The organism is Caulobacter sp. UNC358MFTsu5.1 (genome assembly GCF_000712075.1).
Classification (GTDB): Bacteria; Pseudomonadota; Alphaproteobacteria; order Caulobacterales; family Caulobacteraceae; genus Caulobacter.
This window is the reverse complement of the sequence record NZ_JONW01000005.1, coordinates 1,202,505-1,217,555: the sequence shown is the minus strand read 5'-3', so window position 1 is coordinate 1,217,555 and position 15,051 is coordinate 1,202,505. Positions and strand designations below refer to the sequence as shown.

14 protein-coding genes are annotated in these 15,051 nt (G+C 70.9%); 11 read left to right on the top strand and 3 right to left on the bottom strand.

The genetic code is table 11. The features are described 5' to 3' along the window. Window positions 1-131 precede the first annotated feature (131 nt). The 5 genes from BR39_RS0107545 to BR39_RS0107525 all read left to right on the top strand — a co-directional run bounded on the left by BR39_RS0107545 (window position 132) and on the right by BR39_RS0107525 (window position 3,703). Window positions 132-842, top strand: a complete 711-nt coding sequence (locus tag BR39_RS0107545; protein ID WP_029909332.1) for a response regulator transcription factor — start codon at window positions 132-134, stop codon at window positions 840-842. 7 nt (window positions 843-849) lie between these two features. Further along, window positions 850-2,514, top strand: a complete 1,665-nt coding sequence (locus BR39_RS0107540; RefSeq protein WP_029909331.1) for an ATP-binding protein — start codon at window positions 850-852, stop codon at window positions 2,512-2,514. Continuing rightward, the gene (locus tag BR39_RS0107535) at window positions 2,511-2,945 is read left to right on the top strand and encodes an HPr kinase/phosphorylase (RefSeq protein ID WP_029909329.1); all 435 of its coding nucleotides are present in this window, start codon (window positions 2,511-2,513) and stop codon (window positions 2,943-2,945) included. The genes BR39_RS0107540 and BR39_RS0107535 overlap by 4 nt, the downstream gene beginning before the upstream one ends. Window positions 2,946-3,020: 75 nt before the next feature. Then, window positions 3,021-3,428, top strand: a complete 408-nt coding sequence (locus BR39_RS0107530) for a PTS sugar transporter subunit IIA (protein WP_029909326.1) — start codon at window positions 3,021-3,023, stop codon at window positions 3,426-3,428. Beyond that, window positions 3,425-3,703, top strand: a complete 279-nt coding sequence (locus tag BR39_RS0107525) for an HPr family phosphocarrier protein (protein WP_029909325.1) — start codon at window positions 3,425-3,427, stop codon at window positions 3,701-3,703. Before BR39_RS0107530 ends, BR39_RS0107525 begins: the two co-directional genes overlap by 4 nt. Before the next feature lie 140 nt (window positions 3,704-3,843). Here the strand turns inward: BR39_RS0107525 and bioB are convergent, their stop codons facing one another. Next, entirely contained in the window at window positions 3,844-4,854 is a 1,011-nt protein-coding gene (gene bioB / locus BR39_RS0107520) for a biotin synthase BioB (protein WP_029909323.1), read from the bottom strand. A gap of 108 nt (window positions 4,855-4,962) precedes the next feature. Between bioB and BR39_RS0107515 the strand changes: the two genes are divergently transcribed. The 3 genes from BR39_RS0107515 (at window position 4,963) to ahcY (ending at window position 9,065) form a co-directional block, all read left to right on the top strand. Further along, entirely contained in the window at window positions 4,963-6,495 is a 1,533-nt protein-coding gene (locus tag BR39_RS0107515; protein ID WP_029909322.1) for a CYTH and CHAD domain-containing protein, read from the top strand. Between the two features lie 26 nt (window positions 6,496-6,521). Then, the gene (locus tag BR39_RS0107510) at window positions 6,522-7,559 is read left to right on the top strand and encodes a DUF1176 domain-containing protein (RefSeq protein WP_029909320.1); all 1,038 of its coding nucleotides are present in this window, start codon (window positions 6,522-6,524) and stop codon (window positions 7,557-7,559) included. 114 nt (window positions 7,560-7,673) lie between these two features. Continuing rightward, window positions 7,674-9,065, top strand: a complete 1,392-nt coding sequence (gene ahcY / locus BR39_RS0107505; protein ID WP_029909318.1) for an adenosylhomocysteinase — start codon at window positions 7,674-7,676, stop codon at window positions 9,063-9,065. 58 nt (window positions 9,066-9,123) lie between these two features. Here ahcY and BR39_RS0107500 read toward each other — a convergent pair whose 3' ends face one another. Continuing rightward, entirely contained in the window at window positions 9,124-10,446 is a 1,323-nt protein-coding gene (locus BR39_RS0107500) for a site-2 protease family protein (RefSeq protein ID WP_081916577.1), read from the bottom strand. A gap of 200 nt (window positions 10,447-10,646) precedes the next feature. Between BR39_RS0107500 and BR39_RS0107495 the strand changes: the two genes are divergently transcribed. From BR39_RS0107495 to BR39_RS0107480, 3 genes are all read left to right on the top strand, one after another. Continuing rightward, window positions 10,647-11,507 carry a pyridoxal kinase gene (locus BR39_RS0107495; protein WP_029909314.1) on the top strand — a complete coding sequence of 287 codons (861 nt, stop codon included), beginning with the start codon at window positions 10,647-10,649 and terminating at the stop codon, window positions 11,505-11,507. Between the two features lie 204 nt (window positions 11,508-11,711). Beyond that, entirely contained in the window at window positions 11,712-12,839 is a 1,128-nt protein-coding gene (locus BR39_RS0107485; protein WP_029909310.1) for a serine hydrolase domain-containing protein, read from the top strand. A gap of 10 nt (window positions 12,840-12,849) precedes the next feature. Further along, a complete protein-coding gene (locus tag BR39_RS0107480) occupies window positions 12,850-13,662 on the top strand; it encodes a transporter (protein WP_029909301.1) in 813 nt (270 codons plus the stop codon). Here BR39_RS0107480 and BR39_RS0107475 read toward each other — a convergent pair. Next, on the bottom strand, window positions 13,659-15,038 hold the full coding sequence (locus BR39_RS0107475) for an MFS transporter (RefSeq protein WP_231499409.1): 1,380 nt from the start codon (window positions 15,036-15,038) through the stop codon (window positions 13,659-13,661). The genes BR39_RS0107480 and BR39_RS0107475 overlap by 4 nt on opposite strands. Between the last annotated feature and the right edge of the window lie 13 nt (window positions 15,039-15,051).

The window sequence follows — 15,051 nt, the reverse complement described above, 5'->3', positions numbered from 1 at the left end:
CGGGGCGCGCCGCATTCGCGCCACGCTGGAGCCGCAAAAGAACGGGAAAGCTTAGCCGCCCCGCGCGTTGTAGCGGGCGACGCCGGTCGATAGTATCGACAGGAAATCCGCGAAAGGACCCATAGGGCTCGATGGCCGATATTACTCTCATCGACGACGACGAGAACATCGTCGCCTCGGTTTCGCTGGCGCTGGAAAGCCATGGCCATGTCGTGAAGGCCTACTACGACGGCGCGTCCGGTCTCGACGCGGTCGAGAGCCAGGCGCCCGACCTGGTGATCCTGGACGTCAAGATGCCGCGCATGGACGGCATGGAAGTGCTGCGGCGCCTGCGCCAGACCACCGAGATCCCGGTGATCATGCTGACCTCCAAGGACGACGAGATCGACGAGATCCTCGGCTTCAACCTCGGGGCCGACGACTACATCCACAAGCCGTTCAGCCAGCGCCTGCTGCTGGAGCGGGTCAAGGCCGTGCTGCGCCGGGCCCGTCCGGACGAGGAGGACGCCGCCGGCGCCGCCCCGGGCGCGGCCAATTCCAAGATCATGAAGCGCGGCAAGCTGACGCTCGATTCCGCGCGCCACGACAGCCTGTGGGACGGCAAGCCGGTGCGCCTGACGGTCACCGAGTTCCTGCTGCTGCAGTCGCTGGCCCAGCGCCCGGGCTTCGTGAAGAGCCGCGACAACCTGATGGACGCCGCCTACGACGATCAGGTCTATGTCGACGACCGCACCATCGACAGCCACATCAAGCGCATGCGCAAGAAGTTCCGCCAGGTCGATCCGGAGTTCGATTCCATCGAAACCCTGTATGGCGTCGGCTACCGATATCGCGAATCCTGATCGCAAGATGGCCTCGGACAGCGGGCCTGAGGGCAAGCCGAAACGGCGCCTGACGTGGCCGAAGTTCGCCTGGCCCAGGGGTTCGCGCCTGGGCCGGCTGATCATCGGCCTGAACCTGCTGGCCCTGGCGGTGCTGCTGGGCGGGGCGCTGGTGCTCAACGAGCTGCGCAGCGGCCTGATCAACACGCGCATCGACAGCCTGACCACCCAGGGCGAGCTGATCGCCAACGTCATCGACCTGGCCGCCACGGTCGGAGACCCCGAGCCGCGCCTGGCCCCCGACCAGGCCAGCGACATCCTGCAGAGCCTGTTCATCCCCCGCTCGCAGCGGGCGCGGCTGTTCGACGCCCAGGGCAACCAGCTGGCCGACAGCTACGTCGTCGCCGACCGGGTGGAGTCCAAGGTCCTGCCGCCGGCCCGCAAGCCCGGCCAGCCGGCCTTCGGCCTGCCGACCCGGGATACCGACACCAAGCCCGAGGTCGCCAAGGCCGCCCGCGAGGCCCTGGCCGCCGAGATCGCCCAGGCCAAGCTGGGCGAGCCCGTAGCCGGCACCCGCATCGACGAGATGGGCGAGCGCGTGGTGTCGGTGTCGATCCCCATCCAGCACGTGCGCGCCGTGCTGGGCGTGCTGACCCTGGAAGCCGGCGATATCGACCAGATCATCGCCGCCGAGCGCAAGGCCCTGCTGCCCTTCGCCCTGATCGCCATCGCCACCACCCTGATCTCGTCGTTCCTGCTGAACCGCCTGATCGCCCAGCCAGTGCTGCGCATGGCCAGCGCCGCCGACCGCGTGCGGCTGGACGGCGCCCGGGCCATCTCCCTGCCCGACATCTCCGACCGCAAGGACGAGCTGGGCGACCTGTCGCGCGCCCTGGAGGAGATGACCGATTCGATGTCGGAGCGGATGGACGCCATCGAGCGCTTCGCCGCCGACGTCGCCCACGAGATCAAGAATCCGCTGACCTCGATCCGCTCGGCGATCGAGACCCTGGACCTGGTCACCGACCCGGCCGCCCGGGCCCGGCTGCTGGCCATCCTGCAGCAGGACGTCACCCGCCTGGACCGCCTGGTCACCGACATCTCCAACGCCTCCCGGCTGGACGCCGAGCTGTCGCGCGAGGCGCCGCGGGCGTTCGAGCTGAACCTGCTGCTGGCCGAGGTGATCCACCTCTACGAGGCCCAGCTGCGTCCGGGCGAGGCCCCGGGCAGCGTGCGGGTGACCTTCGACGCCAAGCGCGCGCCGCAGCACGCCCGGATCGTGGCGCGCGAGACCCCGATGGGCCAGGTGTTCCGCAACCTGATCGACAACGCCCGCTCGTTCAGCGCCGCCGACGGCGAGGTGCGGGTCACGCTCAGCCGCGATCCCGGCCTGCGCGACCAGCACAACCGGCTGATCGTCACGGTCGACGACGACGGCCCGGGGATTCCGCCCGACAATCTGGAGACCATCTTCGAGCGCTTCTACACCTCGCGGCCGAAGGGCAAGGCGTTCGGCGGCAATTCGGGCCTGGGCCTGTCGATCGCCCGCCAGATCGTCGAGGCGCACGGCGGGACCATGCGGGCCGAGAACCGCAAGGACGCCGAGGGCAAGGTGATCGGGGCCCGGTTCCGGGTCGACCTGCCCGAGGCCGGCGCCCACGGCCCCCACCATCACGGCGGCCCGCGCGAATGATCCGCCATGCCGGCCTGATCGCCCGCCGGATGGCGGGAACCTGGCGCGGCGCGCTGATCGAAGGTCCGTCGGGCGTCGGCAAGAGCGATCTGGCGCTGCGGGCCCTGGATCAGGGCTTCGTGCTGGTCGCCGATGACCGCACCCAGGTGTTCGTTTCGGGCGGCGGGCTCTACGGCCGCGCGCCGGAGGCGCTGGTCGGCCTGATCGAGGCGCGGGGCCTGGGCGTGCTGCCCCAGGCCAGCCGGCCCTTCTGCCGAATCGACCTCCTGGTGCGGTGCGTGGATCGGCCGCAGGCGGTAGAACGGCTGCCGGCCCCCATGTTCGAAGTCATCGAAGGCGTCTCCACGCGCGTTCTGGACCTGTGGCCTCTGGAACCCGGCGCCCCCGGGAAAATCAGACGGATGTTCGAGCATCTTGGAGTCGCCGACTAACAAGCGTATCAAGACGGCCCGCGCGGCGCCTCCCTGCCGCCACGGGTTATGGGGATCCCGTTTGAGAGATCAGGCATGATCGGGCTCGTGATAGTCACGCACGGGCGGCTGGCGGAGGAGTTCGTCTCCGCCATGGAGCATGTGGTCGGACCGCAGAGCGCGGTGAAGGCCATCTGCATCGGCCCGGAAGACGACATGGAGCGTCGCCGGTCGGACATTCTGAAGGCGTGCGCCGCCGTCGATCAGGACGGAGACGGCGTGATTCTGCTCACCGACATGTTCGGCGGCACGCCCTCGAACCTGGCTATCTCGGTGATGGAGCAGACCAAGGCCGAGGTCATCGCCGGTCTGAACCTGCCGATGCTGATCAAGCTGGCCAGCGTGCGCCAGCGCGAGAACCTGCAGGCCTGCGTCGCCCACGCCCAGGAGGCTGGACGGAAATATATCTCCGTGGCCTCCTACGTGCTGGCGGGAGAAAAATGAGTCGCATGGCGGCGCGCACGGTCGAGATCGTCAACGAGCGGGGGCTCCACGCCCGCGCTTCGGCCAAGTTCGTCAAGCTGGCCTCCGGCTTCGACGCCGAGGTGACGGTCGCCCGCGACGGCACCAGCGTCGACGCCCGCTCGATCATGGGCCTCATGATGCTGGCCGCCGGCATCGGCTCCACCATCGACATCGCCGCCGAGGGCCCCGAGGCCGAAGCGGCGCTCGACGCGCTGACGGAACTGGTCTCGAACCGGTTCGACGAGGAAAGATAGAAGTCGCTTTTCCCTCCCCCTCGTGGGGAGGGGGGACCAGCGAAGCTGGTGGGTGGGGCTTCGCCGCCACCCCTGAGTCATCAGACCCCACCCGACCCCTTCGGGGCCACCCTCCCCACAAGGGGGAGGGAAATCTGAATCTACTCCGCCGCCACCGCTTCCGGGGCCTTCGCGCCCATCGGGCGCAGGTCCAGGTCGTGGAACAGCTTGCTGTCGTCGTCCATGTTCGGCAGCGGGGTGGTCAAGAGCTTGCCGCCGACGAAGATCGAGTTGGCGCCGGCCAGGAAGCACAGGGTCTGCAGCTCGCGGTTCATGTCGTCGCGACCGGCCGACAGGCGGACCATCGACTTGGGGCAGACGATCCGGGCCACGGCGATAGTGCGGACGAACTCGATCGAATCGATGGCCTTGGCGCCGTCCTTCAGGATGGCGTCGCCCAGCGGCGTGCCGCTGACCGGCACCAGGCCGTTGATCGGCAGGCTGTCGGGATGGCTGGGCAGGGTGGCCAGCTGGTGCAGCAGGCTGGCCCGGTCGCGGCGCGTCTCGCCCATGCCGACGATGCCGCCGCAGCAGGTGCTCATGCCCGCGTCGCGGACATAGGCCAGGGTGTCGAGGCGCTCCTGGTAGGTGCGGGTCGAGACCACGTCGCCGTAATATTCCGGGCCGGTGTCGAGGTTGTGGTTGTAGTAGTCGAGGCCGGCGTCCTTCAGCTGTTTCGCCTGTTCCGGCGTCAGCATGCCCAGGGTCGCGCAGGTCTCCAGGCCCAGGGCCTTCACCCCGCCGATCATGGCCGCCAGCTTGGGCAGGTCGCGGTCCTTCAGCTCGCGCCAGGCCGCGCCCATGCAGAAGCGCTGGGCCCCGCCCTCGCGGGCCTCGCGGGCCTTGGCGATCACCACGTCGGCGTCCATCAGCTTCTCGGCCTTCAGGCCGGTCTTGAAGTGGGCCGACTGGCTGCAATAGCCGCAGTTCTCGGCGCAGCCGCCGGTCTTGACCGACAACAGCTGCGACAGCTGCACTTCCGACGGGTCGAACCAGGCCCGGTGCACGGTCGCGGCCTGGAACACCAGCTCCATGAACGGCAGGTCGAACAGGGCCTCGACCTGGTCGAGGGTCCAATCGTAACGGGGCTGGGCGGCGTTGATCTGGCTCATGGCGCGCAGGTTTGGACTCGGTCAAAGGGAATGGCAAGCACGTCCAACGTGCGCACCCCGTCACGGCCCGATGCAGCCAAACGCCGTCGGCCAAGTTATAATTGTCGCATGGATCACGAAATCGAGCTGAAGTTCCTGATCGCCCCGGAGTCTTCGAACGCGATCCTGGCCCGGCTTGAGGGGCGGGAGGCGGTTCGACAGCTCGACGCCACCTATTTCGACACCGTCGACCACGCCCTGCGCAAGGCGGGCTTCGGCCTGCGCATCCGCGACGGCGAGAACGGCCGCAAGCAGACCCTGAAATCGGCCTCGTCCGGCGGGGTGTTCGCCCGGGGCGAGTGGGAGAACGCGGTGGCCGGGCCCGAGCCCGACCGCGAGCTGCTGGCCAAGACCCCGGCCGCCCAGGTCATCAACGGCGACGCCCTGGCCCCGGTGTTCGCCACCAACGTCCGGCGCGTGACCCGGCTGGTCGAGCGTGACGGGGCGACCATCGAGGCGGCCCTGGACCAGGGCGAGCTGCTGGCCGACGACCGCCGCGCGGCGGTCAGCGAGCTGGAGCTGGAGCTGAAGGCCGGCGCGCCGCGCGTGCTGTTCGACCTGGCCCGCGACCTGGCCGCCCACGCGCCGCTGCGCCTGTCCCTGGTCAGCAAGGCCGAGCGTGGCTACGCCCTCGCCCTGGGCGAGCCGGAAGGCCCGCGCGCCGAGGCGTCCCTGAAGCCCGACGCGACCACGGGCGAGGCGCTGCAGGCCCTGGGCCGCGCGGCCCTGGACCGGCTGTGCGCCGCCGCCGAGGCCCTGCGCGCCCGTCCCGGTCCCGAGCGCGTGCATCGGCTGCGCGTGGCGGCCCGACGGTTCCGCGCCCTGCTGTCCACCTTCAAGGCCCTGGCCGGCGATCCGGCCGCCCTCCACGTCAAGGCCGAGCTGAAATGGCTGGCCGACGCCCTGGGCGCGGCGCGCGGTCTGGACGTGTTCATCGCCGACGTCTGGCGCCCCGCCGTCGAGCGCCAGACGGCCCAGGAGCCGAGCGAGGACCCGGGCGAGGCCGTCCAGGACGAGGCCCGGGCCCTGGCGGCGTTCGGCAAGGCGCTGCTGGCCGCCCAGACGGAGGCCTACGCCAAGGCCGACTCGGCCGTGGACAGCGCCCGCTTCCGCGCCCTGGCCATCGACGCCGCCGCCTGGCTCGAGGCCGGCGCCTGGACCACCGACGCCCGGCTGAAGAAACGTCGCGAGAAGCCCGCCGCCGCCTTCGCCGCCAAGGCGCTGGACAAGCGCCGCCGCCGTATCCGCAAGGACGGCCGCGACCTGATCTCCCTCAGCCCCGAGGATCGCCACCACCTGCGCATCCGCGGCAAGAAGCTGCGCTACGCCGTCGAGGACCTGGGCGGGCTGTTCCCCGACCATCCCAAGCGCCTGGCCGGCTTCGTCGAGGCGACCAAGGATCTGCAGGACGCCCTGGGCCTGCTGAACGACCTGGCCGGGCGCGAGGCCCTGGCCCGCGAGGTGGCCCTGTCGTGCGAGGATCCCGAGGCCGCCTTCGCCGCCGGACGGCTGACGGCGGGCGGCGCCGAGCACGAAGCCGAGCTGCTGGCCGACGCCCAGGGCGCCTATGTCAGCTTCGTCGAGGCCAAACGGTTCTGGTGATCGTTCCTCTTTATCGGAGGCGTCGCATGAAGATCGAAATCCCGGCCCTGGGCTTGGCCGTCCTGGCCCTGGTTCCCGTCGCGGCCCCGGTCGCGGCCCGCGCCGACGGCGTCGAGAGCTTCAAGGACTGGACGGTGGTCTGCGACAACCTGCGGGCCTGCACGGTCGTCGGCTTCGGGTCCGAGGAGGGCGAGCTGCCGGCCGTCCTGCGCCTGACCCGCGCCGCCGCGGCGGGCGCGCCGGCCAAGGTCGAGATCGACCAGTCCGACAGCGAGGCCGGCCTCGGCGGCAAGCCGCCCGTCCTGGCGGTCGACGGCAAGGTGGTGCTGACCGCGCGGTCCAAGCCCCTGAGCGAGGCCGGCGGCTTCACCGTCGTGCTCGACGACGCCCAGGTGGGACCGCTGCTGGGCGCGGCGCGCAACGGCGCGGTGCTGACGATCCGGGCCGGCGACAGGACGGTGGGCCAGGTGTCGCTGGCCGGCATGGTCGCGGCCCTGCGCTACGCCGACGACCAGCAGAAGCGGGTCGGCACGGTGACGGCCATGGTCGCCAAGGGCGCGACCCCGGCTTCCGGCGTCCCCGCCCCGCCGCCCGTTCCGGTGCTGCGCGCCGCCCCGGCCGCCGCCCAGACCGGCTTGCCGTCCAAGCCGCCCGCGCCGGTCCAGGCCCTGCTGCGCAAGGCCGAATGCGACGTCGGGCCCGACTGGGAAAGCCAGAAGCCCCAGGCCTATCGCCTGTCGGCCGACCAGGTTCTGTGGCAGGTCCCGTGCAGCGGCGGGGCCTACAATTTCGACTCGCTGTTCGTGGTGGTCGACAAGGCGGGGAAAGCGATCCTGGCGCCGCTGGAGGGCGTCGACGACGGCCTGGCCACCAACGCCGACTACGATCCCAAGACCCGCGTCCTGTCGTCCTACAGCAAGGGGCGCGGGGTCGGCGACTGCGGCAACTCCACCGCCTGGGTCTGGAGCGGCGAGGTCTTCGCCTTGTCCGAGGCGACGGTCATGCCGGTCTGCCGGGGCTACGGCTACGACTGGCCGACCGCGTTCCACGCCGAGGTGCGTTAGCGGCGGGCGGTCTGTCGGCTCGGCATATAAAGAAATCCTTATGCCTTAATTGCGAGAAGGGCCCGGGCGCGGTATAGACCGCCCAAGACCATCCCCCGACCGCAGGAGCCGACCGTGGCCGACTACATCGTCAAGGACATCTCGCTCGCCGATTTCGGCCGCAAGGAACTCGCCATCGCCGAGACCGAAATGCCCGGCCTGATGGCCACCCGCGCCGAATACGGCCCGGCCCAGGTCCTGAAGGGCGCCCGCATCGCCGGCAGCCTGCACATGACCATCCAGACCGGCGTGCTGATCGAGACCCTGACGGCGCTGGGCGCCGAGGTCCGCTGGGCCTCGTGCAACATCTTCTCGACCCAGGACCACGCCGCGGCCGCCATCGCCGCCGCCGGCGTCCCGGTCTTCGCCTTCAAGGGCGAGAACCTGGTCGAGTACTGGGAATACGCCCACAAGATCTTCGAATGGCATGACGGCGGCTATCCGAACCTGATCCTCGACGACGGCGGCGACGCCACCCTGCTGTGCGTTCTGGGCCCGAAGGCCGAGAAGGATCCCTCGATCCTGAACAACCCGCAGAACGAGGAAGAAGAAGCGCTCTACACCGTGATGAAGCGCTACCTGGCCGAAAAGCCGGGCTTCTACTCGGCGATCCGCGATGCCATCGGCGGCGTGTCGGAAGAAACCACCACGGGCGTGCACCGCCTGTACCAGATGGCCGCCAAGGGCGAGCTGCCGTTCCCGGCCATCAACGTCAACGACAGCGTCACCAAGTCGAAGTTCGACAACCTGTACGGCTGCCGTGAATCGCTGGTCGACGCCATCCGTCGCGGCACCGACGTCATGCTGTCGGGCAAGGTCGCGGTGGTCTGCGGCTACGGCGACGTGGGCAAGGGCTCGGCCGCTTCGCTGCGCCAGGGCGGCGCCCGCGTGATCGTCACCGAAATCGACCCGATCTGCGCCCTGCAGGCGGCGATGGAAGGCTACGAGGTCCAGACCCTGGACGACGTCGCCGACAAGGCCGACATCTACGTGACGGCGACCGGCAACAAGGACGTCATCACCGTCGACCACATGCGTCGGATGAAGAACAACGCCATCGTCTGCAACATCGGCCACTTCGACTCGGAAATTCAGGTCGCCGGCCTGAAGAACTTCAAGTGGGACGAGATCAAGCCGCAGGTCCACCACGTGGAATTCCCGGACGGCAAGAAGATCATCCTGCTGTCGGAAGGCCGCCTGGTGAACCTGGGCAACGCCACGGGCCACCCCTCGTTCGTGATGTCGGCCTCGTTCACCAACCAGACCCTGGCCCAGATCGAACTGTGGACCAACAAGTCGGCCTACAAGAACGACGTCTACACCCTGCCCAAGCACCTCGACGAAAAGGTCGCCTTCCTCCACCTGGAGAAGCTGGGCGCCAAGCTGTCGGTGCTGAGCAAGGAACAGGCCGACTACATCGACGTGCCGGTGAAGGGTCCGTTCAAGCCGGGTCACTACCGCTACTAAGCCTGGCCTCACCGCCAAGCCGGAAGGGCCCGCCGCGGAAACGCGGCGGGCCCTTTTGCTAGACGGCCGGGCGCTCCAGCGCACGGCTCAGGATGTGATCGCCCAGCCGCTCGGCCTCGGCCGCGCCGACGGCGTCCGCGCGCGCCCGCCGGGCCTCGGCCAGCCGCCGGGCGAAGGCGGCCTTGTCGCTGGGCGTCTCCAGCTCGGGAAGCGCCTGAGCCAGCAGGCCCTCGCCGATGTCGGCCTGCCCCCGGGCGGCCAGCCAAGCGCCATGGGTCCCCTTGATGGCCGGGACGTCGGGCAGCAGCGACAGGGCGACCTGGAGCTGCCGTTCGGCGAGGTCGAGATCGGCGTCGGGTCCGGCGTTGATCGCCGCCCAGGCGATATTGCCGGCCATCCAGCCGGCCATGTACGCATGCCAGTCGAACGGCCTGGGCGGTCCGGCCGGCGCTTCGGCGGCCAGGGCGCGATAGCGGGCGAGCGCCGCGCGATCGTCCTTCGCCAGGGAGATGCAGTGGACGACCATGCCCAGGGCGTACGGATCGTTCGGCCAGACCTTCAGCTGGGCCTCGAAGGCGTCGGCGGCCTCTGAAAAGCGGCCGGCCAAGGTCAGGCGCTGGGTCTGGCGGAGCAGGGGGAACCGCTCGTTGGCGTCGGGCGCGGGCTTGCGCAGCAGCGCCAGGATCAGGGCGCCGTCCGAGGGGTGGTCGACGCCCTTGCTCGGCCACAGCGCGTTGAGCGCCATCAGCAGGTTCAGGAACAGCCAGCCGACGACGACCGCCCCCGCCAGGCCCCCCGCGGCGCCGTCCGCGAACGGAAAGAGCGCCGCCGCCACGACCGCCGCCGCCAGGTTGGCCAGGGCGCCGCCGACGTAGCTCACGCCGCTGCGCCAACGGCTGGCCCCCTCGGGCGGGATGAACAGGGTCATCCCGCCCAGCGCCGCGTAGCGATGGATCGACCACCGGACGCCCCAGGCGCGGTGCGCCAAGGCCACCGGGCCGCGGCCGACCTGCGCGTCGACCACGTCGAAGCCGACCGCCTTGGCGGCCAGGACGTGTCCGGATTCGTGGACCAGGATGGCCAGCGGGCGGGCGAGGACCAGGGTCAGCCAGAGCAGGACGCCGAAAGCGAAGCCGCCGTCCAGGCTGCACCACCAGGCGATCGCGGCCGAGGTGAACAGCTGGAAGAACCAGCTATGCCAGTAGGCGCGATCGGGGCCGGCCTGATAGGGCTTGCACCCGAAGCAGACGTGACCCCGACGGCCGAACATGCCGCCGCGCTCGACGCGGAACGACGAGGCGACGGCGGATCGGAAACCGCATTGGCGGCAGCGGCGCGTCGCGCCCGCACGGAGAGGGCCGTCCGAAATGAAACCAAGCATGGCCTTAGCCTGTCCATGGTCAGGCTTGGCGAGTCAACGCCGCCGCCCGCCGGGCGCCGCTTCGCGGCGGCCTCTTCGTTGGGCGGTTGAACAAGGTCTGGGATGCTCGGGCAAAGACATACCGATGTTATGCGGTCAGTCGCCGATCATGGCCCAGCTTGCCCTATTCAAGTCCCCAATGCTCGGCTAAGCCGCTAGTCATGCCGCTCGCTCTGATCATCTCCAGCCATGTCGCCGGCAGCCGGGTCGGCGCGTCGGCCCAGGCCGCCGCCCTCGTGCAGTTCCGCATCGACTCGATGGTCGTGCCGACCGTGCTGTTCGGCCGCCATCCCGGCTGGGGCATCCCCGGCGGCGCGCCCGCGCCCATCGAGGTGATGGAGGGCATGCTGGACGGCATCGAGGCCAACGGCCTGTTCGGCCTGACCGACATGGTCATCACCGGCTATTTCGCCAGCGCCGCCCAGGTGCGCGCCGCCGCCCGGACCATCGACGCCGTCCGCGCCACGCCGCGCGAGAACCCGCCGCAGGGCGCGACGGCCCGCAAGCCGACCGTGATCGTCGATCCCACCATGGGCGACGCCGGCAAGGGCCTCTATGTCCCCGCCGAGGTGGCCGAGGCCATCGCCAGCGACCTGATCCCGCGCGCCGACATCGTGGCCTGCAACGCCTGGGAGCTGCAGCGCCTGACCGGCACGGACTCGCGCGACCCCCACGCGGCGGTGCGCGCCGGCCGCCTGCTCGGCAAGCCGACCCTGGTGTCGTCCGTACACAGAGGAAACGAGATCGGCGTGGTCTATGTCGACCGCAAGGAGGCCTGGCTGGCCGCCCACGCCAAGGCCGAGCGCTCGCCCAGCGGCACCGGCGACCTGCTGACCGCCCTCTACGCCGCCTCGATCCTGGAGGGCCAGACCATCTCGTACGGCCTGGCCCGCGCCGTGGGCGGCGTGGCCGAGACCGTGACGGCGGCCAACATCTGGAACGCGCCCGAACTGCCCATCGTGGCCATGGCCGCGCGGATCAAGCAGACCTCGCCCACCGTGCGGATCGAGCGGCTGGCCTAACGGCAGCGACCACAAATTCAGCCCGTCATCCCGGGCCTTGTGCCCGGGGCCCCTCTGTCCGCCGCAAGGGCGGAGGTGTGGCGCGCCAGCGCGCCAAAGCGCTTCACGTGCGGGCTGAACCAGGGATCCCGGGGCACAAGGCCCGGGATGACGGTGTTGTGGTGGCGGGTGACAAGCTGAACGGCGGTGGAGTAGAGCACACCCATGACCGTCGACATCACCGGCTTCTGCCCCGACCGCTTCTCCGCCGTCCGCGACGCCTTCGCGGCGAACTTCGAGGATGGAGGCGAGCTGGGCGCGCGCTTCAGCCTGGCCATCCACGGCGAGGTCGTCGTCGACCTGATGGGCGGTTTCGCCGACCGCAAGCGCGAGGTCGCCTTCGGGCCCGACACCCTGACGCCGCTGTTCTCGACCACCAAGGCCGTCGCCGCCCTGCTGATCGCCCGCCTCGTGGACCAGGGTCGGTTGTCCTACGACCAGACCGTCGCCTCGGTCTGGCCGGAGTTCGCCCAGAACGGCAAGCAGGACGTCACGGTCGGCCAGGTGATGTCGCACCAGGACGGCCTGTCGGGCTTCCCGGACGAGACCGACCCGGCCATCTGGTTCGACTGGCAGGCCACCACCGCCAAGCTGGCCGCCATGGCCCCGCTGTGGCCGGTCGGTTCGGCCAGCGGCTACCACCCGGTGACCTTCGGCTTCACGGCCGGCGAGATCTTCCGCCGCGTCGACGGCCGGACCATGGGGACGGCCCTGCGCGAGGACCTGGCCCGGCCGCTGGACCTCGATATCTGGATCGGCCTGCCCGACAGCGAGCACGCCCGCTGCGCCGAGCTGATGCGCCCCACCGCCCTGCCCAAGTTCGGGGCGATGAACGAGGCGGTGAAGGCCGCCTTCATGACCAAGTGGGCCGCCCCCGGTGGCCGAGGCACCGCCGACTGGCGCCGGGCCGAGATCCCCTCGGCCAACGGCCACGCCACCGCCCCGGCCCTGGCCCGGCTGATGGGCGCCCTGGCCTCGGGCGGCGAGCTGGACGGCGTCCCGGTGCTGTCGCCGGCGGTGATCGCCCTGGCCAGCGCCGAGCGGATCGTCGGCCAGGACCTGGTCCTGCCCTATGTGATCAGCTGGGGCGCGGGCTTCATGCGCAACACGCCCAACTTCTTCTACGGCCCGACGGCCGAGGCGTTCGGCCACAGCGGCTGGGGCGGCTCGTGCGCCTTCGCCGACCCCTCGCGCGGCGTGTCCGGGGCCTATGTGATGAACAAGCAGGGCACCGAGCTGATCGGAGATCCGCGCGCCGTGCGTTTGATCCAGGCGGCGTACACGGCGCTCTAGGGAGGCGGACATGGCCAAGGCCGGAATCGTCAGCGTCGCCGGTCTCGTCTGGCTCCTGGCCTCGACCGCCCACGCTCAAGACACCGGACGCGACTTCTGCGCCGACCGGCCGGGCAAGGGCTCGCCGCCCTGCGTGCTGGACGCCGGCCGCTTCCAGGCCGAGCTGGGCCTGGCCGACCGCGCCTGGACCCGAGGCGACGGGACGTCGAGCGACGACACCTCCTTCGGGACGCTGGAGCTGCGGCTGGGCCTGTCCGACCGCGTCGAGGGTCAGCTCAGCTGGAACGCCTACGAGCGGATCCACGACAAGGACCGCGCCAGCGGCGCCAGCGCCACCGCCGACGGCGTCGGCGACCTGGGCCTGGCCTTGCGCTGGTCGCTGAAGAACCCGGGCGGCGACGGCGTCTCGGTCGCCCTGCAGCCCTTCGTCACCGCGCCGGTCGGATCGGACCAGATCGGCGACGGGACCTGGCTGGGCGGTCTGATCCTGCCCGTCTCCCTGCCGCTGAACGCCGACTGGTCGCTGGCCCTGTCGCCCGAGGTCGACGTCCGCGCCGACGCCGACGGCTCGGGCCGTCACGCCGGCTTCGGCGGGGCGGTCGGGATCGGGCGGTCGTTCGGGCCGGTGGCCCTGGGCGTGGAGCTGTGGGCCGATCGCGACGAGGACCCGTCCGGCCACGTCACCTCGGCCAGCTTCGACCTGACGGCCGCGTGGACCCCGCCCGCGCTGAAGGACGTCCAGCTGGACGCCTCGGCCTATGTGGGGCTGAACCACGACACGCCGGACCTGGAGCTGGCGGTGGGCGTGGCCAAGCGGTTCTAGGCCTTTCTGCTAGGCTTTCCCTCGATGGTCAGCGCCCCGACGATCCCCGCGAGGATCGCCGTCGCCGCGCTGATCCCCATCACCCACGGATAGCCGGACGGGCCCGGCGCGAAATAGATCAGGCCCAGTATGGCCACCGCCAGCAGGCCGGCGATCCGGGCCACGGCGTTGTTGATCCCCGAGGCGACGCCGGCATGGCTGGCGGCCACGGCGCTCATCACCGTGTTGGTCAGGGGCGCGACCGCGATGGTCATGCCCAGGGCCACGGTCAGCAGGCCGGGCAGCACGCCGGTCCAGAAGCCCGCCCCGATCCACGGCCCGCCCAGCAGGGCGAAGCCGATCCCCGCCAGGATCGGACCCACCGTCAGCATCGGCCGCGCCCCGAACCGGTCGGCCAGCCGGCCCGCCATCCCCGACAGGGTTCCCATGACCAGCGAGAACGGCAGCAGGGTCGCCCCCGCCGCGGCGGCCGCGTAGCCGTGCCGGGCGATCAGTTCGTAGGGCAGGAAGAACAGGGCCCCGGTCAGGCCGAAATAGAGCGCCAGGGTCAGCAGGTTGGCGCCGCTGAAGGTCCGCGAGCGGTAGAGCGCCAGCGGCATCATCGGATGGGCCTCGCGGGCCTGGCTGACGACGAAGCCGGCCAGCAGGGCCGCGCCGACCGCCAGGGCGCCCCAGACCGCCGGGCTGGTCCAGCCCCGCTCGCCGGCGGCGGTCAGGCCCCAGGTCACCGCGCCCAGGCCGGCGGCGGCCAGGACCGCGCCGCGCCAGTCAAGGCGCTCGACCTCGGGGTCGCGGCTCTCGCGCACCGCGGCCAGGGCCAGCCAGACCGTGGCGACCGCCAGCGGGATGTTGATCAGGAAGATGGCGCGCCACGAGACATGGTCGACCAGCCAGCCGCCCAGCACCGGCCCGATCGCCGTGGTCACCGCGCCGAACCCGGCCCAGGCCCCGATCGCCCCGCCGCGCTCCTGGTCGTCGAAGGTGGAGCCCAGGATCGCCAGGCTGGCCGGGACCAGCAGGGCCGCGGCGATCCCCTGGACGGCGCGGGCGGCGATCAGCCAGCCGGCGTCCGGAGCCAGGGCGCAGCCCAGCGAGGCGGCGGCGAACAGGCCGACCCCGATCACGAACACCCGCCGCCGACCGTAGCGGTCGCCGGCCGAGCCGCCGATCAGCACCAGGGCGCCCAGCAGCAGGAGGTAGGCGTTGACGATCCACTGCACCTGGGCGGGGTCGGCCTTCAGCGCCGCGCGCATGGCCGGCAGGGCGACATTGACCACCGAGCCGTCGATGAAGGCCATGCTCGAGCCCAGCACCGTGGCCGCCAGGGCCAGGCGCTTGCGCGGCGCGGAGGCTTCGGGGCGGGCGGCGCGGATCACGCCTTCGTCACAG